Origin of the sequence: Paenibacillus spongiae (assembly GCF_024734895.1) — a bacterium.
GTDB classification, from domain to species: Bacteria; Bacillota; Bacilli; order Paenibacillales; family Paenibacillaceae; genus Paenibacillus_Z; species Paenibacillus_Z spongiae.
This window is the reverse complement of record NZ_CP091430.1, coordinates 4,221,955-4,248,812: the sequence shown is the minus strand read 5'-3', so window position 1 is coordinate 4,248,812 and position 26,858 is coordinate 4,221,955. Positions and strand designations below refer to the sequence as shown.

Genomic DNA, 26,858 nt, shown 5'->3' with positions numbered 1-26,858 from the left:
TTGCAAGAGTGGATGACGATACAAAAATCGATGAGGAGTGACAACGATATGTTTAGCTATAGTGCAACACAGTGGATCTTCGGCAAGGAAGAGCTGAAGACAAGCTTCGAGCGGCTGCGGCGATTCGGATACGACGGCATTGAGCTGGCAGGCGAGCCCGATACAACAGATCTGGACATGGTACAAGTGTTAATGCGCGAACATGGGCTGACATGCACATCCATCTGCGGCATCTATACGGCTGAACGGGATCTGACCCATCAAGATGCTGCGATAAGAAGCGCAGCCGTTCATTATGTGAAGGATTGCATCGATATGGCCGCGCAGCTGGGAGCGAAGGTCGTCATTGTTGTTCCGACTGCAGTAGGGCGGACGAGCCCGTATACCAGCCCGGAGAAGGAATGGGAGTTCGCGGTCGAAAGTCTCCGCGAAGCCGGTGCATATGCCGCAAGCAAAGGCGTGCGTATTGCAATCGAGGCGTTGAACCGCTTCGAAACCTATCTTGTCAATAAGCTGGAAACGGCCAACAAACTAGCGGAGCAGATTAACCATCCGTATGTCGGCATCATGGCGGATCTCTTTCATATGAATATTGAGGAGCGCGATCATGTTCAAGCGCTGCAGATGATCGCCCGCCATCTCGTTCATGTTCACATCGCCGATAATACCCGGGAAGCCGCCGGCCTGGGGCAGACGGATTTCACTGCGATCGTACGCACGTTAATCGAGATTGGTTACAACGGAGCGCTTACAATGGAGTTCCTGCCGCCTGTGTCGAATCCGTATGCAGCTGCGGAGCGTATCGAGGCAAATTCCGTCTTCGACGACTATACCAAGCAATCGATTAGTCATTTGAAGGAAATCGTTGATTCTTTATCTGTAATGTAAGCGCAAACAATTTATCGGATTAAATGTATATCCTGATACCCCCGACAATAGGATGTAGCGTAAGCTTGAATAGGGCGGTGTGTAGGCATGATTGGATCCGCGATCGTCAACACGCAGGTGAATCTCATTCAAGAGGACGGCTGTTCCGTTATCCGGGTTGTTCCAGCCAAGCAAGGAAATATTGTTATTCTCTATACAGGGCAGAGCGGGTATAATATTTTTGCCCGAATCGTCTATGCAACCGGTGTGGCGACGAAGCGATATCAGAACGATCTCGCCATGTTCATTCAGAAGAAGCCGCAAGAGCATGCTCTGCGGCTGTTGTATATCCGCATATTAGGTGACAAAATTAATAATGGCTATGGCAACATCATGATGAATCAGCTTCTGGATACCGCGAGACAGAACCATTTCGATTATATCGACGGGCATATGCAGGAAGCCGAGCATAAAGAACATGATGAGAGGTTGTATCATTTCTATACCAAATTCGGTTTCAAGATCGATTCCGAGCGGAATTTGATGTGGAAACGACAGGCAGAACACTCCGCTGAGGATAAATGATATAATAACAACATACACAGACACTCATAACGGAGGTGCTTGATGAAAGCATTTCAATTGCACAACGCTCGTGTCAATCCAGACATTCGCGCTTTTCATGCGAAGCCCGAAGATACGGCCGCCATACAGGAGTTGCTCGTACAAACCGCAAGATGGCTCAAAAGCAGAGGATCGCTGCAATGGGGCGGGCTGCTGGCAGGCATCGATAGTCATGATACGGCAGGATCGATCTTGCGCGGCAATGTGTTTGTCTGCAAGGAAGGCGATACGCTGGCCGGAATGATGATGCTTCTGCCGGAACCAAGTGAATGGGATCGGCAATTATGGGGCGAAGAAGGTCATGAAGGGGCGATTTACTTGCACCGGCTTGCCATCAACCGCGACTATGCAGGCAGGGGGCTTGGCCGCGATATGATGCAGTGGGCAGAGCAAGGAATTCGATTCCCGGGTAAGGATCGGATCAGGCTGGACTGTATTGCGGATAATCCGGCATTGAACGACTTTTACACTCGAATCGGTTACGAATTTATGGGACAGGCCCCTGGCGGATTTAATACGTTTGAAAAAAAGCTATGATCGACAGCCCGTTAACGATGCACAGATCGTTGACGGGCTGTTACTTATTTACGCTGTCCTGGCTTCCCCCAAGTGCAGGCAGATCAGTACGGCGAATTAATACGATGACAACTTATTTGGGCAATCTGGCGCGGACGACACGCGACAGGGAACCGGTCGGATCCGTCTGCGGAAGAATGCTGCGCGCACTCTCTTTTTTGGCGCCGCTAAGTTGCGGTTCAGCTTGACCTGCGGCGCCGATGCCGCATGAGGCCTGAAAGGGCCGGCAGCAATGTAACGAACCGGAATGCTGGATCCGATCGTCTTGCCGATGCTTTTGCTGATTTCCGCAGTAGCGGCGTTTTTTTTCGTGTATACGATAATTGCCGCTCCGCGCGAGGGTTTACCAGGATCCGCATATCCAACGCCAATACCTGAAATCTCAGGATGACGGAGTAAAGGGGTTAGCCTGTTGTTTTGTCTCAACGCCTCATAAAATGTCGCCAATTAGCACACTCCTTGTTGGGGGATGCTATCAACATATGGCGACTCAATATCGTGGACTCTTTCGTTCGCCCAATGTAATGCACAATTGTCATATGAACCGAAGAGATGCTGCCTTTTCCCGATCGATGCAGGATTAATGGAAATCATGAACAGAACCGTAATCCGTATTTATGTTTCTGCACATCTTGACACGAAACCATTTGGTGTCGTATTATCGTTATGAAACCAAATGGTTTCATAACTAACGCAAAGCTGAATACGATCAACCGGAAGTTGAACGTAGTATTAGAAAGGATGACTATAATTATGAAACAAGATCCACAAACCGTGCCGGACATTCGGAAGACCATGCTTTTGAAGGCGCCGATTCAGAAAGTATGGGACGCCGTCGCTACATCCGAGGGTATTGCAGCCTGGTTTATGCCGAATAATTTTCAGCCTGTCGATGGATATGAGTTTATCCTGGAAGCAGGGCCTTTCGGTCAATCGCCGTGTAAAGTTACGGATATCGATCCTCCGAACCGTCTTTCCTTCCAGTGGGGAAAGGATTGGACGCTGACGTTCGAATTAGTGGAGAAAGCCGGCCAAACGGAGTTTACGCTGATTCATTCCGGCTGGGATGCGGATAAGGTGACGGAGTTCGGAGAAACCCATGCGATTGTTCGCGATAGAATGGATAATGGGTGGTCCGGTCTTCAGAATAAACTGGCCGCCTATGTCGAGGGGAAATAATGAACGCCTCGTCGCAGAAGCATGATGTGTTCCAAGCGATTGCGGATCCTACACGCAGAAGCTTAATCAGGCTGCTCGTGGACCAGGAAATGCCGGTAACTGCCATAAGCGGCCATTACCCCATTAGCCGTACAGCTGTATCGAAGCATCTCCGGGTGTTGGCGGATGCCGGTCTTGTTAAGGAACGGAAGGTTGGACGTGAGACCCGCTACAGGCTTGAACCGGAACCACTGCTGGAGCTGAAGCGATGGCTCGCCTACTATGAACGCTATTGGGATAATAAACTAACAGCGCTTCAACGGTATGTCGAAGAAGATGGGACGAGTGGAGATAATTAATGAACAGAGCCTATTCCCGAGGGTATTAGGCTCTGTCCGAATCGCCTCCTTTTTGGCGATTTAGTTAATTACCCATGCTTTATCGTTCGTTTTCTCATAGAATAAGGTGTGCATTGATCTCTTTTCCGGGACCTTCCTAATGAGGGTCTCTTTTTTTGATGGTTCGGCTCAGTCTCGGAATAGCAATGATACAGATGCATATAGACCTTGGTATTCATGGCAGATACAACGACTTCAAGTGTTCTACATTCCAAATCATAGGGTTGCCGTTGGCATCGACAAACGTGATTGTACCTGTATTGACTTGTTGTATGAAGCCGATCGTATGCCCTAAATCGAATACCGCCAGCTTCCCTTCCGCGTTTTTGCACAGCTCCCCGAATGTAGACGGAATCAGAGCATTAAGCGGTTTGGCGGCAATGACTTTGCTGTCCTGCGAATAAGGAACGTGATTGGCCGGATAAGGGATCAGCCACTTCAGATGCTGCAATGAAATATGAATATGCTTGAATATAGGCGAGTAAAGTACCAAATAGTCGCTCTGGACGGCGATCATGTAACCATGAAGCGGCACATGTCCGCTTACATTCAGTTCTACGAACAATCCCGCTGCCTGACGAAGAATATCCTTCAGCGAGATCTGATCGTTCTCATACTTCATAGGCGAATACGCAGCCGAAGCATTATCCTCGTTTTTCGATAAATCGGGCATAACTTGATGCACATGGTTAAGGGGGATATAGAGATAACGTTCTTGGTGCAGCAATACAATGATATCCGAGCCGGCGTCGACCAGTATTCCTGACAGCCTCACTTTACCCGAGATATCGATAATCACTTTCTGACTTAACAATGCCTGGAATTCTTTCAAATTGTATCCCTCCTATTTAAAATAACCATGAAACCCAGTAAGACAGCAGCACTAAGGTGAAGATAAGGGTGAGCGGAATGACGAGCGACGTGACCTTTAAATATTGCCCCCAAGTGATCTTAACGCCGCCTTTTCTAACGATGTGCATCCACATTAGCGTGGCCAAGGTACCGATCGGCAGCAGGAGCGAGCCGACGTCGCTTCCGATGACGCTGGCCAGATACGAGATTTTGAGTGTCAGCGGATCCAATCCCATGCTCATCAACGTAAGTGTTCCTACCATCAGAGCCGGGTGGTTGTTGAATAGGTTGGATAAGAGGCTTAAGAGTACACCCATCCCGACACTAGCGCTTAATAAGCTTCCGGAGACGATTGGCTGGAGAATCTGAATGAGCCATTCGGTCAATCCGATATTGTTCAGCCCATAGATGATGACATACATACTGAAGGCAAAGATCAGAATATACCATGGTGTTTTTCGAACCATATCGGCAGGGGATATTTTCAGATAGTACCATCGCCATGCGAGAAGAAAGCAAGATCCGATGACAGCCATGAGGGAGACCGGAAACTTAATATAGGAGGCCACGAACAGACTCACGCGTACGGCGAATACGAAGATCAGGATATTGATCATGAACTTTGTACGATTTGCCTTCGGCAGGTTCTCCTTCAACGGATGGCCTCCCGGCGTTAAGTTCCAGTGCAGCGCCACAGGCAGTTTTTTTGGCAGCACCTTGTAAAAAACCAGAAAAAGAAGTGCGGTTAGAAGGAGCAATCCTGTCGTCGCGGGAACGAACATCATCGCCGAGTGCATGTAGAGATCCATGTGAACGATTTTTAACGCAATCAGGTTGACGATATTGCTAACCCCGATCGGGGCGCTGGAGGCTGTCGCGATAATAGCGCCAGATATTAAGTAAGGTAATTTCTCATGATTTTTCAGCCCCATATTTTTCAATAGCAGCAGTAAGATCGGAGTCGTGATGAGAATGCTGCCGTCATTGTTCACGAAGAGAGTCATGAGAAAGCAGAACAGATTCGTGAGCCAGAAGAGGCGGATACCCGAGCCTTTCGCTTTCTTAGTCAGGATCTCGGCCGCCCAGTTGAAGAATCCGAAGCTTTCCAATACGATTGCCATGACGATGGTGGCCATAATGGTAACGGCGGCACCGCTGATTGTTTCCGTAATTTTTCCCAGGTCGGCCAAGGTAACGCTGCCGCTGAGGAGCACGAAGAAAGCGCCGATTGTTGCAGGTATAGCTTCATTAACCGTGGGGCGCCAGAATATAAATCCGATTGTCAAGAGGAAGGAACATATCGTAACGATAACCATTAAATCATGCATGATTTACCTCTTTTCATAGTAGCTTTCTCTTTCTCTAGTGACGGACCTCTATCATAGCCTTGCAAACCATCTCTTGTTACCCGGCCATTCTTTCCCTCCCCATCTGGTCTGATGATGCAGTGATGTATTGTATATATACGTGCGGGACACATAGCTCGTACTGGTCAATATCCCTAAATCTATTAAATTCATCTCCTATCATTCATTGATATCTACCTGCTAATGATAGATGACAAGAAGGGACAAAAGCCCTCGAAAAAGACAAAGAAGCTTGGGACATATGCATGTACCAGGCTTCCTAGTCCTATTGGTATAGGTTGTTAAGAAAAAAGGTATTGAATAAATTAGGAATAATATATATATTGTATATAACATAATAAGAAACCTGGTGAGGCGATGAAGTCCATAAACCGTGTTCCGCTTTACATGAAAATTCAAGATTATATACGTGAATTGATTCAATCCGAGAATCTCGCTGCAGGCGATCGCATCCCAACGGAGAAAGAGCTGATGGAAAGGTTCAACGTCAGTAAAATCACCGTGGTAAATGCACTCTCGGCATTGGCTGCCGAGAATATGATTACGAGAATCAGGGGTAAAGGCAGCTTCGTTGGCTTTCAACCCGAGGAAACAACGGAGTGGCAGGAGCCTGTAATCGCGGCAGTTCCGGAGCTAGAGCCTGAGATCGAAGCGGAGAACGGTCGAATCGGCGTCATACTTCCCTTTATTCATGATTTCTTCGCTATCCGGATCATTACCGGCATTCAGAACGCGCTTAGGGAGCGCGGTTATAGAAGCCTGTTCATGCTCTCGGAAGGATGCGTGAACAAAGAGAAAGAAGCGATTCAATCGATGAAGGAATTCGGCGTGAAGGGCATGCTCATATTTCCCGTCGATGATCAGCAATACAACGAAGAAATACTGAGCATGAAGCTCGGCCGTTTTCCTTTCGTATTAATCGACCGTTATTTGCCCGGTATTGAGACGAACTATATCGCTTCCGACGGCAAGCAGGGGATTGCGATGGCAGTCGAGCATCTGTGGCAGCTTGGTCACCGTGAGATCGCCATATGCTCGGATTCGCCTCTGCAAACCGTTACCGTACAAGAACGGCTTGACGGATATATGGAAGCGCTTAAATTAAAGGGGGCGCTGATTAATCCGACGCATATGATCACGGGATTCAGGCTGGATAATGTGAATAACAGCGACCACCCTCTGTACCGTTATATACGAAGCCGTTTGGCTACCGCCTATATAACGCTCAACGGTGAGCTCGGGATCCACATTTATAAAATGGCGGAACGTGCCGGACTGCGGGTGCCGGAGGATCTGTCGATCGTGACATTCGACGATCCGACTTCGAATGTGGAGGAGTTCAGCATTTTTACCCATATTAAGCAATTCGAGAAGAGCATGGGTTACAAGGCGGTTGTTCGGCTGCTGGAAGTAATCGAAGGGCAGGATACCAAGTTCACGAAGGAGCTTCTAGAGCCTCAGCTTGTCGTCTGTCAAACGTCCGGTCCCAATATGAAACGGTAGTTGTCTTATTGGCCGGAATAACGGCTATCAGGTGGTATCTATCTTTTGTTTGTAAATATATTTAATAAGGTATTTATTAAGAAATCGTTAGTATATTTTATATTGACATATTAAATATATAGTAATATATTATATTTTGTAGGATAACTTATACATCTCACCAGACATTGGAAGTCTTCGTAAACATTCGAGGAGGGGGTTTTGGACATGGTCCGAAATCGGAGTGAAGAGCGAACGGGTTTTCAGGAAAGCGGCCCTTACCATCCATCATATGATTTGCAGACAGACTTCGTCATGGTTTATGGCATTAATGACAGGATGCCGGAGCGAATCCGGCAGTGGCGGGAGCACGGTTACGTTGTGCACCTGATGACCGGCGTTGCATGGGGGCAGTATCAGAACTATTTGAACGGTGAAGTTGACGGACGCAGCCACTGGGATGAAGCCCAGACCGACCGCAATGGCGAGCGTATCATACACGGTACCACCCCGGACATCCCATACATGGTTCCGACCATTTCGTACACGAATTTCTTGGCAAGCCGAATCCGGCTTGCCGTTGACGCCGGCGTGGAAGCGATCCACCTTGAAGAGCCGGAATTTTGGGTGAACGGCGGCTACTCCGAAGCCTTCCAACGGGAATGGAGACTGTATTATGGCGAGCCGTGGATACCGCCTCATTCGACGCCGGACGCTCAATATCGAGCATCGAAATTGAAAGCGTATTTATACACGCGCAGCCTAGACCGTCTGTGCAGCGAGATGAAAGATTATGCGCTGACGAAATACGGGAAAGATTTACGTTTCTATGTTCCCACGCATAGCTTGATCAATTATACCCAGTGGAGAATCGTCAGCCCGGAATCGCAGCTGATCGAGCTGCCTTCCGTAGACGGTTACATCGCCCAGATTTGGACGGGTACTTCCCGGACGCCGAATGTGTATCAGGGCGTGCGTCAAGAACGGACCTTCGAGACGGCTTATCTCGAATATGGCATTATGCAAGAGCTGGTGAGGGGAACAGGCAGGAGGATGTGGTTCCTGCACGACCCGATTGAAGACAATCCGAATTATTCTTGGACGGATTATCGTGAGAACTATATCCGGACGGTTACCGCTTCACTGCTTCATCCAGCCGTGTCGCATTATGAAGTCTCGCCTTGGCCGAGAAGGGTCTTTCAAGGGAAATATCCTTCTGATGACGATGGCGGAAACAAAGTAACCATCCCGCCAGATTATGCAACTACGCTGCTGAACGTGATGCATACACTGGGCAACATGGATCAGGACGAAGTATCGATGGAAGATACAACGGAGCAAATCGGCATTCTGCTGGCCGATTCCGCAATGTTCCAGCGAATGACGACCGGAATGGACGGGAACGCCGTCCAGAGCAAATATGACGGCACCGATGCGGAAGCCATCGCATCGGAGGAAGATCAGAAGCTGCTGGACTTCTCGCCTTTCTACGGATTAGCGTTACCGCTATTGAAGCATGGTATACCCGTACGGCCCGTTCAGCTGGATAATGTGCGAAGATTCGCTCATTATTTGAAGGATTACCGGGTGCTGCTGCTCAGCTACGAGTATATGAAGCCGGAATATCCGGAGTTTCATTATGCATTGGTCGGTTGGGTGAGGGACGGCGGAGCGCTGGTGTATGTTGGCGATGATACCGATCCATATCATACCGTCCGCGCATGGTGGAATGAAGGGGATGTGAAATATTCCAATGCGCGCGAGCATTTGTTCGAGCAGTTGGGATTGGCGGAAGCGGGAACTGGCGTTTATCGTGCCGGCAAAGGTGTAGTAAGCTACTTGGCACAATCGCCGGACAGCTGCGCAGCGTCAGTAGAAGGCGCGGACGCATTGCGGCAAATCGTCATCGAGACGTTGGATCAGCTCGGCGACCCCGATTACCGCTGGCTGCCGAAGCATTATTTTCAGATGCGTAGGGGACCCTATCTCGTCGCATCCGTACTGACGGAATCGATCTCGGACGCACCGCTTACGGTGCCCGGACCGGTTATCGATTTATTCGATCCTTCGCTATCCATCCTGCAGGAGATTCGGCTTCAGCCTGGAGAGCAAGCGTTCTTATATGATGTCGAGAAAGGACGTCCGTCAGCCGATGAAGTCGCATGTATAGCGGCATCCTCGCGCATCGAGTCGTTGACCGTTAACGGGGAGGGATTCGCCTTCACCGTGAGAGGTCCTGAAGGCTTGAATGCCATTGCAAGGTTGTATTGTCCGCATGAGCCGATAATGGCGGAGCTTGCTGCGAACGGTCAGACGGAGCCGGTAGCATATGAATGGAACGAGGCAACCCGAACCGTGCTGCTGAACTACCGGCACATCAGCGGTACTGATGTGAGCATCCATGTGAAGTGGGCGGCTTAATGAACGAATGACTGGAGCACAAGATGCTCCTCATGAAGAATGTGCCTACGGTCGCTGTTGTTCCCGGATTATCTTGAATATCTCGAGTATGGTTATAATCCGGGAACAAAGGCGACCGCTAACGCTTCTCCAGCATCATTCTTCCTGCTTCGCTCTTTGTGCCAATCAATCGTTCATTCTATATGTGAGTAATAGATTATTATTTCTTTTAATGTAAAAGGAGATTCCTTATGCCATATGAAACTGTGAGGCCGGGACAACTAAAGAACCTGCTTAGGAAGCTGGACGAACAGATTTATAAGCCGCTTGTAGATTTGAAGGTAACCGCCTGGGTAACGAAGGAACCGGTCGCCTATGAGGATCGGATGTCAGGGCAGAAGATTGAGCTTGCATCCGGTGATCGCTGGGGCAATTTATGGGACTGCGCCTGGTTCCATTTTGCAGGCAAGGTACCGGCAACGGCGAAAGGAGCGAAAGTCGTCCTCTTGATCGATGTGAACGGCGAAGTGTGTCTCGTCGATGATGAAGGAACTCCTGCTCAAGGATTGACGAACATCAACTCCGAGTTCGATTACGAGCTTGGGCTGCCCGGCAAACGGGTCGTTCACATCAGCGCCTCTTCATCCGGCGATGAGACCATCGATCTCTGGGGCGACGCAGGCTGTAACGATCTGTTCGGCCGCTACCGCAGCGGTACGCTGAAGGAAGCCGTCATCGCCGTTTGCCGCGAAGAGGTCAGACAGCTCTATTACGATGTGGAAGTGCTGCTCGAAACCGCGGAACGATTGCCGGACGGTTCTGCCCGCAAGGAACGGATCTTGAAAGTACTATATGATGTTTCCTTGCATCTGACAGAGATATCCGACGAACGTGTTGCTGCTGCTCGGCGTATGCTTGGCGAGCAATTAGCGAAGCAGGGCGGCGATCCCGTCTTAACCGTCAGCGCTATCGGTCATGCTCATATTGACCTGGCCTGGCTATGGCCGATCAGAGAGACGATCCGCAAGGGTGCGCGTACCTTCTCGACAGCGCTTCGTATGATGGAGCGCTATCCGGATTACGTGTTCGGAGCCAGCCAGCCGCAGCTGTACGATTGGATGAAGAAGCACTATCCGAAGCTGTATGATCAGGTCAAAGAACGTGTGAAGGAAGGCCGCTGGGAGCCGCAAGGAGCCATGTGGGTCGAGTCGGATACGAATGTTCCCGGCGGGGAAGCGCTTGTTCGTCAAGTATTATACGGCAAGCGGTACTTCCAGCAAGAATTCGGAATGGAGATGAAGTCGCTGTGGATGCCGGATGTGTTCGGTTATACCGCGAGTTTGCCTCAGATTCTGAAGAAATCCGGCGTCGATTACATGATGACGCAGAAGCTGTCCTGGAGCGTGTATAATAAATTCCCGCATCATACGTTCATGTGGGAAGGGATCGACGGCTCGAAGGTGCTGACGCATATGCCGCCGGAAGATACGTACAATAGCCCGGCAGCGCCTAGGTCCATAGCGAAAGCGGAAGCGGAATATTTGGATAAGAACGTCTCGGACCATTGCCTCATGCTGTTCGGGATTGGCGACGGCGGCGGCGGTCCGGGCGAAGAGCATCTGGAGCGGCTGGACCGCGAGAAGAATTTACTCGGTTTAAGTCCTGTCGTACAGGAGCCGTCAGCGGCCTTCTTCGACAAGCTAAGCGAAGGCGCGGACAGATACCAATCATGGCGCGGGGAGCTGTATCTGGAGAAGCATCAAGGTACGCTGACCAGCCAGGGCCGCAGCAAGCGGTACAACCGCAAGCTGGAGAAGGCACTCCGGGAATTGGAGTTTGCTTCCATACTTGCGGGAGTATTCGCTGCCGGTCGTGACGGGAAGGGCGTATCGTATCCCGCCGTCGAGCTGGAGGAGATCTGGAAGGAAGTACTGTTATATCAATTCCATGACATTCTCCCGGGCTCGTCCATTAAGAGGGTATACGATGAGTCATTGGAACGGTATGGCATACTTGAGATGCAAGTTGAAGCGTTGATCTCGAATATGTACGGCTCGCTGGCTGAACAGCTGGCTGTAACTGGCCGGGAAGAAGAGTCGCAAGCCGTCTTCAACTCATTGTCCTGGGAACGGGATGAGTGGCTGAAGGCGGACGGGAAGTGGATGCGCGTCCGTGTTCCGTCGATGGGCTATGCCGTTGCTTCAGGTCATGCCTTATCCGATCATGAAGCGGCAGCGGCAGTCGAGACAGCGGAAGAGGCATCGACCTTCAACGGACTACGGTCATCGGCAGCAGATCGAAGCATGGAGAATGACCTTCTATCCGTCGTGTTCGCGGAAGACGGCTCGATCGTATCGGTCTTCGACAAGGAGCATCAGCGGGAAGTCATCGAATCGGGTGGCAGCGCCAACGCTCTGCGCATTTATCACGACGAAGGCGATGCATGGGATTTCCGCCAGGATTACCGTCAGACCGGAGGGATGAAGCTTGATCTCGTCGAAACAAGCGAGTTCGCAGACGGTCCGACGGCAGGTCTTATCCACCGGTATCAGTTCGGGAATTCAACTCTGACTCAGAAGGTTGCACTGACCCATGGTAGCCGGCGTATCGACTTTGTTACGACGGTGGATTGGAAAGAGTCGGATAAGATGCTCCGTACTTCATTCCCGGTCGATGTGCGATCGGAAACCGTCAGCTGCGAGATTCAATTCGGGTATTTGCAGCGTCCTACGCACCGGAATACGATGTGGGATTATGCCAAGGACGAAATATGCGCCCATCATTGGATGGATTTGTCCGATGCGGAATACGGCGTCGCACTGTTGAACGACAGCAAGTACGGTCATCGTGCGGAGAACAACGTCTTGGACTTGAACCTGCTGCGCAGCCCGAACTATCCTGATCCGGAAGCGGATCGCGCGGAGCATACTTTCACATATGCGCTATACCCGCACAAGGGTAACCATGTCCAGGCTGAGATCTACAAACGGGGGTACGAGCTGAATGTTCCGCTGAGGACGGTTCCAATTAAACCGAGTGACGGCACGGCAGCACTGCCAGCCTTGCAATCCTGCTTGCAGATCAGCCATCCGAACGTGATGGTCGAAGCCGTCAAGCAAGCGGAAGATGGCGACGATGTGATCATTCGCTTGTACGAAACGGCTGGGGCGCATGCAAAAACGAGGCTGCATACCGGATTTGATCTAAACGAAGCATGGCTGACCGATTTAATGGAAGAAACAATCGGGCCGCTGGCACATTCGGACGGCAGCGTTGAGCTCTCATTTACCCCGTTCGAAATCCAAACCGTACGTCTTCGCCTTCAACGGTAGAAGACGTATGAAGCGGATGTTCAACTGAACAACAAACTAGAATATGCAGATGGACTATAAGGAGGCTGGATGTATGGCAGGTTCCCAACTGCGGAAGCGTTTGTGGCAGCATAAAATATTTTATCTGTTCTTGCTGCCTGGGGTTGTCTGGTTTTTCATCTTTTCTTACGTCCCGCTGTACGGTGTCCAGGTTGCCTTCCGAGACTTTACGTTCTCGGGGGGCTTCACCGGGAGCCCGTGGGCCGGGTGGAAATATTTCGAGCAATTCTTCAGTTATTATCAGTCTACAGATATTATCCGCAACACGATCATTATCAGCTTAATGAAGCTGCTCATCGGATTTCCGATGCCGATCATACTTGCTATTCTGCTTAATGAAGTGACTAAGGTTAAATTTAAGAAAACTGTGCAAACGCTTACGTATCTCCCTTATTTCGTATCCTGGATCGTCGTTGTAACTTTGATGCAGCGTTTGCTTACGCCTTCAGGCGGTCCGGTCAATGAATTACTTGGTTTGTTCGGTGTTGAGCCAATCCAATTCTTAAACAATACGACATGGTTCTATCAAATCATTATCGGTTCCGATATTTGGAAAGGTATTGGATGGAGCTCAATAATCTACATGGCCGCGATCGCAGGGGTGGATCAGCAGTTGTATGAAGCGGCTAAGATCGATGGCGCGGGCCGGTTTAGACAGATCTGGCACGTTACGCTTCCGGGAATCCGGAACATTGCGGTCATCCTGTTCATTCTGTCCACCGGTAGTCTGATGAGCGCCGGGTACGAGCAGCTGCTGCTCCTGAACGGACCGGCAACGGCTGCGATCGGCAGCGTACTGGATGTGCATGTTATCAGTTCCGGTCTAAGCCAAGGACGGCTGAGTTACGCCGCGGCGGTCGGATTGTTCCAGAGTCTCATAGCCTTGATTCTGATCGTTACTGTCAACCGAATCGCTCGCAAAGTCAGCGATGTATCTCTTTTCTAAGGAAGTGATGCGATGAAACGCTCGTTTTCTCTGTTCTCGATCATCAATTATACCGTACTGGCACTACTCGCCTTTTCGATGGTATATCCGTTTATCTATATTCTGGCCTATTCCTTGAATGACGGGAAGGACTCCATGATGGGGGCCATCTACTTCTTGCCCCGCAAATTCACATTGGAGAACTATGCCGAGGTATTCGAAAATGCGAAGATTTGGCAGGCATACAAGATTACGATCCTACGGACGGTAATCGGCACATTCCTGCACGTATTGCTCTCTACTATGATGGCTTATGCTTTAGCCAGGAAGACCCTTCCCGGAAGAAACTTCTTTGCTTTCTATATCTTTCTTCCGACGATCTTCAGCGCTGGCTTCATCCCGTATTTCATTACGCTTAAACAGATTGGTCTGATTAACAGCTTCTGGGTATATGTGATTCCGATGTTGTTTAACTTCATGCACATCGTCATTATCCGAACGTTCCTGCAGGGAATCCCAGAGGAGCTGGAGGAATCGGCCAAGATCGACGGCTATGGAGATTTCCAAATCTTCATGAAGATCATCCTGCCGCTGTCAGGCCCTGTACTCGCGACAATCTCCTTGTTCATCGGCGTTGCGCATTGGAATGACTGGTTTGCGGGCGCATATTACGTCTCTAACAAGGATTTGATCCCCGTACAGACGCTTCTGCAGCAATTGCTGAGTGAGGCGGAGGCCTTGTCTTCCTCGATGCAGCGAGCGGCGCAGAGCGGCGGGCAAACCGTCAACGTCAACACCGCTGGAGCGACGCCGGAATCGATGCGTATGGCGCTTCTCGTCATTACAGTTTTCCCTATCTTATGTGTTTATCCGTTCTTGCAGCGTTACTTCGTCAAGGGCGTCATGATTGGTTCGGTCAAAGGATAATAGCTCTGTTCCTCGAGCTTTATCATATAAATCAGGATAAAAAATTGGAGGGGTTAGTATGGCTAGAAAAGGGCTCAAAATCGCTTCGATAGTGCTGGCCGCCACGCTTCTGAGCGGATCGCTCTACGGCTGCAGCAACAGCGGTAACGAGGGATCATCCGGCGACGGGAAAGACAAAGTGGTTACGCTTAAGGTACTGCACAATTGGAATGGATCGACTGGCGCGGATGTCGATATGACCCCGATCAGCAAAGTGATTGAAGAGAAAACGGGCGTGAAAGTGGAATGGGAATATACAAAGGGCAGTGAGGTCGAGAAAGTTAATCAGATCTTCACGACGGAGGAACTCCCGGACATTTATACAGGTCCGGCTTGGGGCGGCGAGCTTGATGTCATTATCAAGGCAGCGAAGGAAGACCAGCTTGTCGATTTGTCCGATAAACTGGACAAATATCCGAACCTTGCGAAGCTGGTTGCGAAAGAGAATGTCCCGCCGGCACTCTATGAGAAAGCTATCGATGCATACGGCGGCAAGAAGTACCTCCTCTTGCAGAACCAGCCGGCATCCGACAAGGATGGCATGGATTGGCTGTATGGATTCTATGTTCGCAAGGACATTGCGGAGCAAGTAGGCATTGACCCGCAATCGGTTGTAACGAAGGATGATCTGTACAACATGCTGAAGAAAATTAAAGATGCCAACCTGAAAGCCAATGGACTTCCGGTGATTCCACTCGGAGGCTTCCATAACGGCTGGGCCGTTGGGATCGGTAATACGATGTTCTACCCTACGGAATATCTCGACAAGGGCGATGGCACGCTGGAACATAACTTCTTCAGTAAGGCGTATGAAGAATTTACGTTGTACTACCGCAAGATGATCTCGGAAGGTTTACTTGATAACGAAGCTTTCACCCAAACCGATCCGATCGCGAAGGAAAAAATCAATCAGGGCCGCGTCGCTGTACTGGCTGCGCATTACCCGGCCATTCTGGATGCATCGAAAGATTATGTTAAAGCAAACCCAGGCAGCGATTATGTACCGGTTGGTCCGCTGGAGCGCGCTGGCGCCGAAGCCAATCGCCCAGCCGATCTGAACATTCAAGGCAACAACGTAACCGTCATTCCGAAGAAATCGAAGAATGTCGATGCAGCGCTTAAACTGCTGGATTTCCTTGCTTCCGACGAAGGCTTCATGCTGACGCGCTACGGTATTGAAGGGACTCATTATGAAATGAAGGACGGCAAGCCGGTTGCAAAGCAAGAGTTCTTCGATAAATTCACTGCGGATACGTCCGGTAAAGTACGCAAGAACGAAGGAATTGGCATCGGTTTCGAATCGATGGCAGGACGCGATCAACTGAATTCGCTTGGCGGAGGCGATATCTGGGCCGACCAAGAACGCAATACCGCGATGGAAAATGCCAGAAAAATCATGCGTCCAAACGGAACGCAGCTTATCTCCGCCTTTAACCCTGGCGACGTCATGGCCAAATCGTCTCAGTGGGAGATGCTGAAGCCTTCGATGGATAAGATCGGCGACGCTTGGAAAGAAGCGGTATATGCCAAGTCTGATGAAGCAGCCATGAAGATCATTAACGATCTTCGTAAACAAATTAAGAGCACCGGTTATGATGAAGCAATTCAGTTCGTGAACGCGGAGCTCAAAGGTAAAGAAGTCGTCAAATTCGGTATGCCGAACTAATTCATTCCACGATGAAAGGGAGAGCCTGCTTATGCAGGCTCTCCCTTTGCGTTATTATAATTTGCCGCCCGCCAAGAATGGCATGAGCCGTTTCTTCTTAGGATGAAGAAGACATTGAGGCCTTGTTAGCGGCAATCGTCTGTTCGGATCGCATATAGAGAAGCAAGCCTGCAATAACGAAGAGACCTCCGACAAGCTGGAATGCGGTCACCATTTCACGGAACAGCAGCATCCCGAGCAGACTCGCGCCGATCGGTTCCGCGAGCACGGTCATGGAAATCGTGGTCGCCTTCACATATTGAAGCATCCAGTTAAAGATCATATGGCCGAATACGGTAGGTACGATGGCGAGCAGGAGAAAGATGCCCCATTCATTGGCCGGATAGTCTCTCATCGGGATCTCGAGAACGAGATTATACAGCGCAAAACAAATAAACGTGAAGGTAAACGCAATCAAGCTATAGAGATAAGAAGACACCCTCTTCAAAATCCGCTTTGCAATCAGCATATTGACGGCAACGGCAACGGTGCCGAGCAGCGACAAGACATCGCCATAGATAGCCGAAGCCGATAAGCTTACATCGCCGGACCCAACGAAGCATATGCCGAAGATGGCGATAAACATTCCGAGCAGCGCAGCTTTGGTCGGCTTGTCTTTGAATACGAAATAGGCTCCGATCATGACGAATACCGGCTCAAGCGATAAAATAATCGTGGAGCTGGCGATGGATGTATACGTAAGCGAAGCCATCCACAGCAAGAAATGCAGTGCCAGGAAGAAACCGGCCGCTCCGAGCAGGAGCCAGTCCTTCAGGCTGATCGAAGCGATTGCCTTCAAGGATTTGAGGCCGAAGGGCAGCATGATGGCAACTGTAAAGAGCATACGGTACATTCCTTGTACGGATACGGGAGCATCCGAATATCGGACGAGTATCGGTGCGAAGGAGATGGCTGCCATGCCAACAAGAAGCGGGATGATGGGCGAGACGGGAGGAGATGTTGTTTTCAAGGCGAAAATTCCTTTCTGGTTCCAATTGCAGCTACCATATTGTACTTCTGCCCAATGGAAAGATCAATACTAAAGCGGCGCCTTGATTTTCCATGTGCAATTAGGCAGTATGGTAATATCGACCTGTTCGGGAAGGAGTGAAGAGATGTTTGTCTTAACGTCGGAAGAAATGAGACGAATCGATCAGGATACCATCGAGCGGATTGGCATTCCCGCTCTTGTTCTGATGGAGAATGCCGGACGGGCAGTCGCTGATGAGGTGGCAGCTCTGGCTGAATCCGCCGGAACAAGATGGCTCGTTCTGGCGGGCAAAGGAAATAATGGCGCCGATGGACTTGTCGCTGCACGGCATCTTCGGGACGCCGGTCTGATCGTGACGGTTATCTATGCCGATGACCCTGAATTATTGACGAAGGAAGCTGCCTTGCAGCGGGATATTGTGATGCGGATTGGCATTCCGTACATACGCTATGACCGGAACCCGATTGACTGGGGCAATGTGGACGGGATTATTGATGCGCTGCTAGGTACAGGATCGAAAGGCGCGCCCAGAGACGTATACGGGGAGCTGATCATGCAAGCCAATGAGAGCGGCAAGCCGATTGTCGCCATTGACATTCCCAGCGGACTGGATGCTGACACGGGGGAAGCGGGCGACCCTTGCATTCGAGCCCAACGTACGGTTGCGTTGGGATTCAAGAAATGCGGCTTGCTCCAATATCCCGGCGCTGATTATGCGGGAGATGTCGTTGTGCGTTCCATCGGGATTCCTTCGGGATTGGCAGAGGAGCACGGGATTCAGACGTATGAAGCGGATGAGTCGGTACTCGTGTCCCGACTTGGTGTCGATCCGGGAAAGGAGAGGGCGGCGGACACCCATAAGGGCACTTATGGGCACGTGCTGGTCGCTGCAGGAAGCAGGGCGATGAGCGGAGCCGGGCTGCTGTCATCGGCAGCTGCACTGCGCGGAGGCTGCGGCCTTGTCAGCTGGGCGGTACCGGACAGTATTATAGCAACTCTAGGCGGCAGGCCGCCTGAGCTTATGCTAGCCGGCGTCCAGGATGGCGGCGGCGGTTGGAGCGCAACCGACCCGGAAGAGCTCCTTGCGCTGTCTCAAGGCAAACAGGCGCTTGTCGTAGGTCCGGGCATGGGTCGGTGGAAGGGAGATAGCGCATGGCTCCGGACGATATGGCAGAGAGCGGAGATTCCGCTTGTTCTCGATGCCGATGCGCTCAATATGATAGCCGATGCGGAAGGCTTTGCGTCATGGCCGGTTAGACAAGCGCCTACCGTATTCACCCCGCATCCTGGCGAAATGGCGCGTCTGTCAGGCATCCCAACGCGCGAGGTTCAGCGCAATCGCATTGACGCCGCCCGTCAGTACGCGGCAAAACACAAAGTCACGCTTGCTCTGAAGGGGGCGCGAACGGTATGTGCGGAGCCGGGCGGCGATGTCTATATTAACGTTACCGGCAATGCGGGGATGGCAACGGGAGGAGCGGGCGACGTTCTCGCCGGTTTGATCGGATCGCTGCTTGCCCAAGGTTTAACCGGCATACAAGCGGCTGTCACGGGGGTATACCGACATGGCGAAGCGGGGGATCGGGCCGCCGCCAATCGTCATTCGCCCGCATCTTTGATTGCAAGCGATATCATTTTCGAGCTGTAGTATGGTATTCTTATATAGTCCACTGACTCCTTATACATCATGAATGGACTTGCAAAGCATTTATCTCTACGATTATGGAGGGTTCACATGAAGCTGGGATTAAGTACGTATAGTTTGCTGAATGCGATCAAGTCGGGCGAGATGACCGTTCTCGACGTCATTACTTGGATTAAAGAAAATGGCGGCCAGCATATGGAAATTGTTCCGTACGGATTTACGCTAGTCGATAATTTGGCGTTAGCGGATGATGTGAGGGACAAGGCCGGTGAAGCCGGTATAGCGTTATCGAACTATTCCATGCCTGCGAATTTCGTCCAGGAGACCGAACTTGAATTCGATGCGGAAGTCGATCGGCTGAAGCAACATGTTGATTTGCTTAACCGGATGGGCATCAAGCATATGCGTCATGATGTGACCGCTTTCACGCTGCCGCCTGAGAAGATGACGATCCGCTATTTCGAGGATGCGCTTCCGCAGATCATTGAAGGAAGCCGCAAGATAGCTGACTATGCCAATACGTTCGGCATAACGACGACAATCGAGAACCACGGCTTCAGTGTACAAGCAAGCGACCGCGTCCAGCGCGTCCTGCAGCTTGTCGATCGTCCGAACTTCAAAACAACGCTCGATGTCGGCAATTTCCTGTGCGTGGATGAAGATCCGTTGGTAGGCGTAAAGCGGAATTTGCCTTACGCGTCTCTCGTGCATTTCAAAGACTTCTACATTCGTCCATATTACCGCTATCCTGGCGGCGGCGATTGGTTCCGTACTGCGAATGGCAATTATATGCGAGGTGCCATTGTCGGTCAAGGGGATCTTCCGATACCGGAAATCGTAAAGCTTATCAAATCGTCGGGCTATGACGGTTATGTGACTGTCGAGTTTGAAGGCATGGAAGACTGCAAGGTCGGCTCCAAGCTCGGAATGGATTATTTGCGACAGCTCTGGGATGAGAGCTGAAATAACATTTGAAATCATACTTAAATACAGACGGCGGCTGCCTAAGGGCACCGCCGTTTTTCATGGAAATCAATGAACCTCTGCAGCGGATTTGAAGCATAACTGCCGTCTAATCGCATACGAATTAGGCGATGTTTATTTTCAACGTATGAAATATCCAATGGGTTTGCTCTTTGGAAGGATCATATGCTTGCGGGAGGTGTGCGGATGAATGGAAGCAACGCCAGGCTGGCGCAATTCGTACGGCCCTATTTGCCAAGCGGGGCAGAAATCGTCACGATCCATCAGCCTCGTCCTCATGAAGCCGTCATTACGGCTGCTCTGGATGATGACCAATGCTCCGAGATCATAGCTGTTTATAGCTTAGAGGGTCAGCAATACTTGCTTGTCCTGCAGCTCAGGCCGGAAGGATGGAAGGTACTGCAGCAAGTGAAGGGAAGCGGATATGGCGTAACGCTCTTGCATGCGGCACATGTAACGGGAGGGAAGGGGCAGCAGTTGATAGTCGGGTGGCAAATCGGCTCGATTTGGTCGCACCTGTCCCTTTACGAATGGTCACGGGACGGATTAAAGGATGTGGCTCCCGAAAGTACGGTCTTTAGCTACTTGGAGGTGTTCCATCTCCCGGGCGGTGATGGAAGGGCGTTCATCGCAACGTGGAACCACGATACGGGTGAAGCTTATCGGGTGGACATCATGCGTTGGGAGAACGGAAGTTTCGCACCTGCGCCTGAAGCGTACCGCTATTATTATCCGAAGGTTGTCCGATATTATGAGCGGCTTGTCCGGCTGCATCCGACTTATTCCTTCTACTGGTATTACCTGGCCGATGCTCAATGGAAAGCGGGCATGCTTGAGGCTGCTTTTCGATCCATACAGCAAGCGCTCCGCTTCGAGAATCCGTATCCTTCCAGAGAAGAGTTGATCCGGTTAGAAAACGAAATTTTGAAGGCGTTGGGGTGGGGCCCGAAAACACGCCTTACAGTGGGGTTGTTCCCGGCTCCTGTGAAAACCGCGCACGGTCGGCGATATGGCTATATCGATCGCGAAGGAAAGATGACCATACAACCGCAATATGAGGATGCCGGAATCTTTCAGAGTAATGGACTTGCCACTGTGAGGGTGAATAATTACGCTGGTCTCATCGATGCGTCCGGCGAGTATGTCGTAAAGCCGATTTATGAAGATATCGGGCCTTTCTCTGAAGGCAGAGCAGTCATTATCGACCGCGGAGACTATAAGCTCATGGATCCGGCGGGCCGTATCGTCACGAGCAAAGGCTACTCTTATATCTCCCCGCTGAGTGAAGGCAGAGCGATGTTCAACAAGACGGACAGTCAAGGGAACAGCCGCTATGGTTATTTGGACGCATACGGCGCTGAAGTCATACCGCCGCAATTTGAGGAAGCCGGCGATTTCAATCACGGCAAAGCGCTTGTGAAAATCAAGGACAATGAGTTCGCGCTAATCGGATTAGACGGGAAGCAGCTGTCGACATTCAACTTTCCGTACGTAGGGCCGCTTGGAGACGGCTTGCTTGCTTTTCAGGAACAAGTAAACGGGAAGTTCGGATATATTGATGAACGTGGAAACATTATCATCGAACCGGCGTTTGTCTACGCGCAGCCTTTTCAAGAAGGCAGGGCGGTTGTGAACACGAGCGAGGGTGTCCGGTCGAGTTATGGCTTGATCGATAAACAGGGAAAATTCATCATTGAACCGGTCTACAACGAGATCAGGCAGCTTGGCGAGGAGCGGCTGGCTCTGGGTAAGGCGATTGACGAGGCGAAGCCGTATATAGGCTCGATCTTTGCGATTGCCAATTTGAGCGGCAAGCTGTTATCCGATTTCATCTATGACTCCGTCGGCGATTACAAGAACGGTCTTGCTTCGGCAAGCGACCGGAATCAGACGTACTGGATCGATCGCAGCGGCCATGCGGCTCCGGGTTATCCCCGTTTAAACGGCAGCGGAACGTTAACAATGCTGGATGGCATTATACAAGCTAACATCGATCAGCGCACGTCCTATTGGGACTGTACTGGCCGTCTCATCTGGCGTCCAAACACCGTTATTCCGCTTAGAGAGCCTTATCGCGTAAGAGAAGAGAAGTATAAACCGAACAAAGATTATTTGGTCTATTATCCGCATGTGGAAGGAATGTCCGATCTGGCAGCTCAGCAGTCAGTGAACGAAAAGCTGAAGGAGCTGTCCCTGGTCAAGCCGGTTCCGGGTCATGTTCAATTGGATTACGCATACAATGGCGATTTCGAAGTGGAATTTTTCAAGAAGGATTTACTCGTTCTGGAGCTCAATGGATACCGTTACCCGTTTGGAGCGGCTCACGGCATGCCAACCAAGCAATATGCGCATATCAACCTGGTAAACGGCCATATGTATGAGCTGAAGGAGTTGTTTAAGCCGGGGAGCGACTATGTCAAGGTATTGAGCGATATCGTAGGTAGGCAAATAAAGGAGGATCCGCAATATTCGTACGTTTTCCCGGGCGCTTATAAAGGGATTCGACCGGATCAGCCCTTCTTCGTTTCCGAGAATGCGCTTCACTTGTATTTTGAACCCTATGAAATTGCACCTTATTCTGCCGGCTTTCCTACCTTCACGATCCCGTTCTCGACGATAATGGATATGATCGCAGTGGATGGGTCGTTCTGGAAATCGTTTCACGCATGAAGAGGGCGCCGACTTGCTCGTCGGCGTCTTTATTTAACTTTAGAAGACAACTATGAATGTCAGCATTGGTTTATTTATTTTTCAATGGGGAAACTTGGTTTGTCTTCAAGATAGACTTTACTGTTCATTCAATGCGTGGTTATATTGTATATATTGACATAGTACTAGAGCCGAGACGGGGTAAACTTCGGCGAAAGCGGGAGAGAGAGGATTGGAGAAGATGGCAATGGAAGATAAAGAAGAATCATCGGTTTTTACGAATGTCTCGCACGATCCGACCGATACGCGCCACCATGGCGCAATAACGATACCGGTATACCAGAGCAGTCTGTTTGCGTTCGAGCGTTACGATCAATTCGAATCGGCATTCAGCGATTTATTCCGTCATCACATTTATTCGCGGGGGAATAATCCGACGGTGGAATATTTGGAGCGGAAACTTGCCGAGCTGGAGGAAGGAGAGGAAGCCCGCTGCTTCGCATCCGGTATGGCGGCGATTTCGTCGGCGATCATGTCCACGTTAAAGAGTGGCGATCATGTGGTGTGCGTTAATCAAGCATATGGACCGACTAAGGAATTTCTTGGCGTCTATATGAAGCGTTGGGGGATTGAGACGACATTCGTGGACGGCAGCGACTTGGCTGCGTGGCAGGCTGCGATTCAGCCGAATACACGCCTGTTCTACCTGGAAAGCCCGACAACGATGATGTTTGAGCTTCAGGATCTGCGCGCTTGTACGGAACTGGCCCGACGTATAGGAGCTGCGACGATTATCGATAATACGTGGGCGACATCCTGCTACCAGAAGCCGCTGTCGATGGGGGTAGACCTGGTCGTACATTCACTATCGAAATATGTATCCGGACACAGCGATTGTGTAGGTGGCGTCGCAATCGGCTCGAAACAGATGATCGATCGGCTCAGCAAGGATGAATACATGCTCTTCGGCGGTATTATGGCTCCTCAGATTGCGGCGCTCATAACAAGGGGATTGCGGACGCTTCCGCTCCGCATGCAAAGACATGAAATTAGCGGCTTGGCCGTGGCACACCATATGGAGAAGCAGTCCTATGTTCGCAAGGTCAATCATCCTGCGCTTACTTCGCACCCTCAGCATGAATTGGCGCGTATGCAGATGACCGGGTTCGGCAGCCTATTCTCCTTCGAATCAGATTATTCTGCGGACGTGCTGAAGGAATGGGCGAACAACCTGCAATATTTCAAAATCGGGGTGAGCTGGGGCGGATTCGAGAGCTTGGTTACGGTCAATTCGATTGGCGGGCAGAAGTCCAATCCGTCGATCGTCCGACTCTATGTCGGTCAGGAAGATCCGGAGGATTTGATCCGCGACATCGATCAAGCTTGGCAGCAAACCATACAAGGGAATAGGAGGAACAGTCCTTAGCTGAGGGCTGTTCTTTTTTTATTATTTGTTGAGAAAATAAATGCCCCATGTAGAAAAAATACCGATTGACTGACGGCATTTTTCGTATTACTGTATTAATATATTAATACAGTAATACTGAGTTTCCATGGAGGTAGCGATGGAATTTAATTCGAAAGAACCGATTTACAGCCAAATTATAGACGACATTAAGATCAAATTCATCAACAGCACCTATAAATTGGGTCAGGAGATCCCTTCGCGCCGGGAGCTTGCCAAGAAGCTTGGTGTCAATGCGAATACCATACAGCGGGCTTACAGGGAGATGGAAGATATGAATTTAATCGTCACGGCCAGAGGCCAAGGGAGCTATATGACCAATGATCCGGCAATGCTTGAAGCTCTTCGGGAAGAAGCGATACATCGCGCAGTCAGCCAGAGCATTGAGCTGCTTCGTTCCTTCGGAAGCACGGATGATGAAATATTGGAACGCATTACATCGTATCTGAACAGGGGGAGCGCGGAATGATTCAGGTGGAGCGTGCCGTCAAAACCTTTGGGCGCAAGAAGGCTTTGGACGATATTAGCCTTAACATTGAAGAGGGCCGAATCATTGGATTATTAGGTACGAACGGTGCCGGAAAATCAACCTTGCTCAAAGCGATCGCAGGTCTGCATCGTTTGGATCGAGGTGAAATTAGGATAGACGGCAAATCACCCGGATTAGCTGCCAGAGGCATGCTGACGTATCTACCGGATATCGACGTCTGGTATCCCTGGATGAAGCTGGGCGATGCGATGCGTTATATGAGGGATATCCATTGGGATTGGGATGACGACAAAGCGCTTCATCTGCTCGATTATTTCGGGCTGAAGGAGCATATGGGCATACGGGAAGCGTCTCGAGGAATTCGGGCGAAGATGAAGCTGCTGCTCGCACTTAGTCTGCAAGCCAAGTATCTGCTGCTTGATGAGCCGTTATCGGGAATTGATCCCTTCGCCAGAGCGCAGATTGCGCATGCTATCGTGGATGATTTCTTGTATGAAGGCCAGACCATATTGATCTCGACCCATGAAATAGCGGAGATCGAACTATTGCTCGATGATATAGTCTTTATTCATGAGGGAAAGCTGGTGCTTGAGGGTCATGTCGAAACGCTCAAACAAATCCACAAGATGTCGTTAATGGATATACTGAAAGAGGTGAATCAACATGCACGCGTTTAGAAGGCTGCTGCTCACCGAACTACGTAACCGGCGAAGTGTCATTCTTGTAAGTATGGCCGCATTGATCTGCTTGAATGTCTTGCTTGCCGCGCTGCCCCTTCAATTCCAATATGCCAGTCATCATCTAAACGGTGTGATGACCCTGAATATTGCCGTTTGCTACGTGTATCTTTTCATCGTGTTTCTGCGCTGCTTCTCTACTTGGAACGACGAATGGAAAGTTCACAGCATCTATCAGCTTTTAACTTTACCGATTCCTCGCGTCTTCTTAATCCTGTACAAATACATTGCTATCCTTGTGGAATCATTCCTATACGCGCTCATAATGGCCGCTGGCTTGATCATTCAATACCGGTTGACGGATGGTATGCTATTTCGCGCCGAACCGCTGATTACTTTCAATGCCGCTAAGCTGTTATTCATCGCGCAGATCGTGCTGTTCGCAACCTGTGTCATCTTTTTATGTTTCTTTTGCAGCCTTCTCGGAAGAGTTTTTTCGCGTTTCCCGCTAATGATTGCCTTCCTGGCTTTCCTAATTGGCATAATAATTACGATCCTCGCCGTTACCAAATTAGAGCCTACGCTAATGATCATGGTATTATGCGCGGCGTTCTTCGGAGGCTGCCATTATCTATTGGAGAAAAGGATTGCGATCGTATGAGAAAGCCATCTTTCCTCGGTGAATTTCTGGCAGATTCGCTTCATGTGGGCAGTGTGGTGCCAAGCTCGGACTTTCTGACCCGCAAGATGCTGCCCGTTACGATCCCTTGGCGAAAAATAAATCGAATTGCAGAGCTTGGTCCCGGGACAGGCGTATTCACTAAATATGTCGAGCGGGAAAGGAGCCCAAATAGCCGTTTCTATCTGTTCGAGCGAAACGAAGCATTCCGGAATGTGCTGAAGCGGAAATTTCCGGAGCTGGCGATCCTTGATGACGCCCTTCGGTTAGGCGAGGTTGTGCAGGAGACGGGGTTGAAGTTCGATCTGATTATATCAGGCCTGCCCTTTGCTAATTTCGATTCAAGCCTGCAGGAGCTGCTGTTTCATGACATCTACAATGCTATGGCCGATAACGGCACATTCGTTGCGTTCCAATATACGCCGCTGCTTCGAAGAAAATTTCAGGCGCATTTTCCGATCGTCGATGCCGGGTACACCTGGTTGAATGTCCCGCCTGCCTGGGTGTTCCGCTGCAGAAAAAGGCGAGCCTCCGCTCACCGTAAGCCTGAATAATGGCAAATAGCCCCCGTCTCCTTCTGAACGGAA

23 protein-coding genes are annotated in these 26,858 nt (G+C 50.3%); 19 read left to right on the top strand and 4 right to left on the bottom strand.

Annotation, left to right across the window (positions count from 1 at the left end; all coding sequences use genetic code 11):
* Window positions 1-48: 48 nt before the first annotated feature.
* From L1F29_RS19260 to L1F29_RS19250, 3 genes are all read left to right on the top strand, one after another.
* Window positions 49-888, top strand: coding sequence for a sugar phosphate isomerase/epimerase family protein (locus L1F29_RS19260; RefSeq protein WP_258383681.1), 840 nt, complete (start codon window positions 49-51; stop codon window positions 886-888).
* Between the two features lie 87 nt (window positions 889-975).
* Entirely contained in the window at window positions 976-1,452 is a 477-nt protein-coding gene (locus L1F29_RS19255; RefSeq protein ID WP_258383680.1) for a GNAT family N-acetyltransferase, read from the top strand.
* Between the two features lie 42 nt (window positions 1,453-1,494).
* The gene (locus tag L1F29_RS19250; protein WP_258383679.1) at window positions 1,495-2,028 is read left to right on the top strand and encodes a GNAT family N-acetyltransferase; all 534 of its coding nucleotides are present in this window, start codon (window positions 1,495-1,497) and stop codon (window positions 2,026-2,028) included.
* A gap of 96 nt (window positions 2,029-2,124) precedes the next feature.
* On the opposite strand, the gene L1F29_RS19245 is transcribed toward L1F29_RS19250, so the two are convergent.
* A complete protein-coding gene (locus L1F29_RS19245; RefSeq protein ID WP_258383678.1) occupies window positions 2,125-2,514 on the bottom strand; it encodes a hypothetical protein in 390 nt (129 codons plus the stop codon).
* Window positions 2,515-2,820: 306 nt separating this feature from the next.
* On the opposite strand from L1F29_RS19245, the gene L1F29_RS19240 reads away from it, so the two are divergent.
* Window positions 2,821-3,246 (top strand): SRPBCC family protein, encoded by a 426-nt coding sequence (locus L1F29_RS19240; protein WP_258383677.1) that lies wholly within the window; start codon window positions 2,821-2,823, stop codon window positions 3,244-3,246.
* Window positions 3,246-3,584, top strand: coding sequence for an ArsR/SmtB family transcription factor (locus L1F29_RS19235; RefSeq protein ID WP_258383676.1), 339 nt, complete (start codon window positions 3,246-3,248; stop codon window positions 3,582-3,584). Before L1F29_RS19240 ends, L1F29_RS19235 begins: the two co-directional genes overlap by 1 nt.
* Before the next feature lie 214 nt (window positions 3,585-3,798).
* Here the strand turns inward: L1F29_RS19235 and L1F29_RS19230 are convergent, their stop codons facing one another.
* Together L1F29_RS19230 and L1F29_RS19225 are read right to left on the bottom strand one after the other, a co-directional pair.
* Window positions 3,799-4,455, bottom strand: a complete 657-nt coding sequence (locus L1F29_RS19230) for a YwrJ family protein (RefSeq protein WP_258383675.1) — start codon at window positions 4,453-4,455, stop codon at window positions 3,799-3,801.
* A gap of 16 nt (window positions 4,456-4,471) precedes the next feature.
* A complete protein-coding gene (locus L1F29_RS19225) occupies window positions 4,472-5,803 on the bottom strand; it encodes an ArsB/NhaD family transporter (protein ID WP_258383674.1) in 1,332 nt (443 codons plus the stop codon).
* Between the two features lie 426 nt (window positions 5,804-6,229).
* Here L1F29_RS19225 and L1F29_RS19220 point away from each other — a divergent pair, with 426 nt between their 5' ends.
* The 6 genes from L1F29_RS19220 to L1F29_RS19195 all read left to right on the top strand — a co-directional run bounded on the left by L1F29_RS19220 (window position 6,230) and on the right by L1F29_RS19195 (window position 16,652).
* Window positions 6,230-7,345 carry a GntR family transcriptional regulator gene (locus L1F29_RS19220; protein WP_309252315.1) on the top strand — a complete coding sequence of 372 codons (1,116 nt, stop codon included), beginning with the start codon at window positions 6,230-6,232 and terminating at the stop codon, window positions 7,343-7,345.
* Between the two features lie 207 nt (window positions 7,346-7,552).
* Window positions 7,553-9,745, top strand: a complete 2,193-nt coding sequence (locus L1F29_RS19215; protein WP_258383672.1) for a hypothetical protein — start codon at window positions 7,553-7,555, stop codon at window positions 9,743-9,745.
* Window positions 9,746-9,975: 230 nt separating this feature from the next.
* Complete coding sequence (locus L1F29_RS19210) at window positions 9,976-13,056, top strand: alpha-mannosidase (protein WP_258383671.1); 3,081 nt, start codon at window positions 9,976-9,978, stop codon at window positions 13,054-13,056.
* A gap of 73 nt (window positions 13,057-13,129) precedes the next feature.
* Window positions 13,130-14,041, top strand: a complete 912-nt coding sequence (locus L1F29_RS19205; RefSeq protein ID WP_258383670.1) for an ABC transporter permease — start codon at window positions 13,130-13,132, stop codon at window positions 14,039-14,041.
* Window positions 14,042-14,053: 12 nt separating this feature from the next.
* Window positions 14,054-14,947, top strand: a complete 894-nt coding sequence (locus tag L1F29_RS19200) for a carbohydrate ABC transporter permease (protein ID WP_258383669.1) — start codon at window positions 14,054-14,056, stop codon at window positions 14,945-14,947.
* Window positions 14,948-15,005: 58 nt separating this feature from the next.
* Window positions 15,006-16,652 (top strand): extracellular solute-binding protein, encoded by a 1,647-nt coding sequence (locus L1F29_RS19195; protein WP_258383668.1) that lies wholly within the window; start codon window positions 15,006-15,008, stop codon window positions 16,650-16,652.
* 97 nt (window positions 16,653-16,749) lie between these two features.
* Here the strand turns inward: L1F29_RS19195 and L1F29_RS19190 are convergent, their stop codons facing one another.
* Window positions 16,750-17,661: a DMT family transporter gene (locus L1F29_RS19190; protein WP_258383667.1), complete on the bottom strand. Its 912-nt coding sequence runs from the start codon at window positions 17,659-17,661 to the stop codon at window positions 16,750-16,752.
* 145 nt (window positions 17,662-17,806) lie between these two features.
* On the opposite strand from L1F29_RS19190, the gene L1F29_RS19185 reads away from it, so the two are divergent.
* The 8 genes from L1F29_RS19185 to L1F29_RS19150 all read left to right on the top strand — a co-directional run bounded on the left by L1F29_RS19185 (window position 17,807) and on the right by L1F29_RS19150 (window position 26,825).
* Window positions 17,807-19,330 (top strand): NAD(P)H-hydrate dehydratase, encoded by a 1,524-nt coding sequence (locus L1F29_RS19185; RefSeq protein ID WP_258383666.1) that lies wholly within the window; start codon window positions 17,807-17,809, stop codon window positions 19,328-19,330.
* An 87-nt stretch (window positions 19,331-19,417) separates the two neighbouring features.
* Window positions 19,418-20,290, top strand: a complete 873-nt coding sequence (locus L1F29_RS19180; RefSeq protein WP_258383665.1) for a sugar phosphate isomerase/epimerase family protein — start codon at window positions 19,418-19,420, stop codon at window positions 20,288-20,290.
* A 207-nt stretch (window positions 20,291-20,497) separates the two neighbouring features.
* The gene (locus tag L1F29_RS19175; protein ID WP_258383664.1) at window positions 20,498-22,981 is read left to right on the top strand and encodes a WG repeat-containing protein; all 2,484 of its coding nucleotides are present in this window, start codon (window positions 20,498-20,500) and stop codon (window positions 22,979-22,981) included.
* 220 nt (window positions 22,982-23,201) lie between these two features.
* Window positions 23,202-24,386 (top strand): trans-sulfuration enzyme family protein, encoded by a 1,185-nt coding sequence (locus tag L1F29_RS19170; RefSeq protein WP_258389736.1) that lies wholly within the window; start codon window positions 23,202-23,204, stop codon window positions 24,384-24,386.
* 139 nt (window positions 24,387-24,525) lie between these two features.
* The gene (locus L1F29_RS19165) at window positions 24,526-24,894 is read left to right on the top strand and encodes a GntR family transcriptional regulator (protein ID WP_258383663.1); all 369 of its coding nucleotides are present in this window, start codon (window positions 24,526-24,528) and stop codon (window positions 24,892-24,894) included.
* Window positions 24,891-25,592, top strand: coding sequence for an ABC transporter ATP-binding protein (locus tag L1F29_RS19160; RefSeq protein WP_258383662.1), 702 nt, complete (start codon window positions 24,891-24,893; stop codon window positions 25,590-25,592). The genes L1F29_RS19165 and L1F29_RS19160 overlap by 4 nt, the downstream gene beginning before the upstream one ends.
* Window positions 25,579-26,253 carry a hypothetical protein gene (locus tag L1F29_RS19155; RefSeq protein ID WP_258383661.1) on the top strand — a complete coding sequence of 225 codons (675 nt, stop codon included), beginning with the start codon at window positions 25,579-25,581 and terminating at the stop codon, window positions 26,251-26,253. The genes L1F29_RS19160 and L1F29_RS19155 overlap by 14 nt, the downstream gene beginning before the upstream one ends.
* Entirely contained in the window at window positions 26,250-26,825 is a 576-nt protein-coding gene (locus tag L1F29_RS19150; RefSeq protein ID WP_258383660.1) for a class I SAM-dependent methyltransferase, read from the top strand. Before L1F29_RS19155 ends, L1F29_RS19150 begins: the two co-directional genes overlap by 4 nt.
* Window positions 26,826-26,858 lie beyond the last annotated feature (33 nt).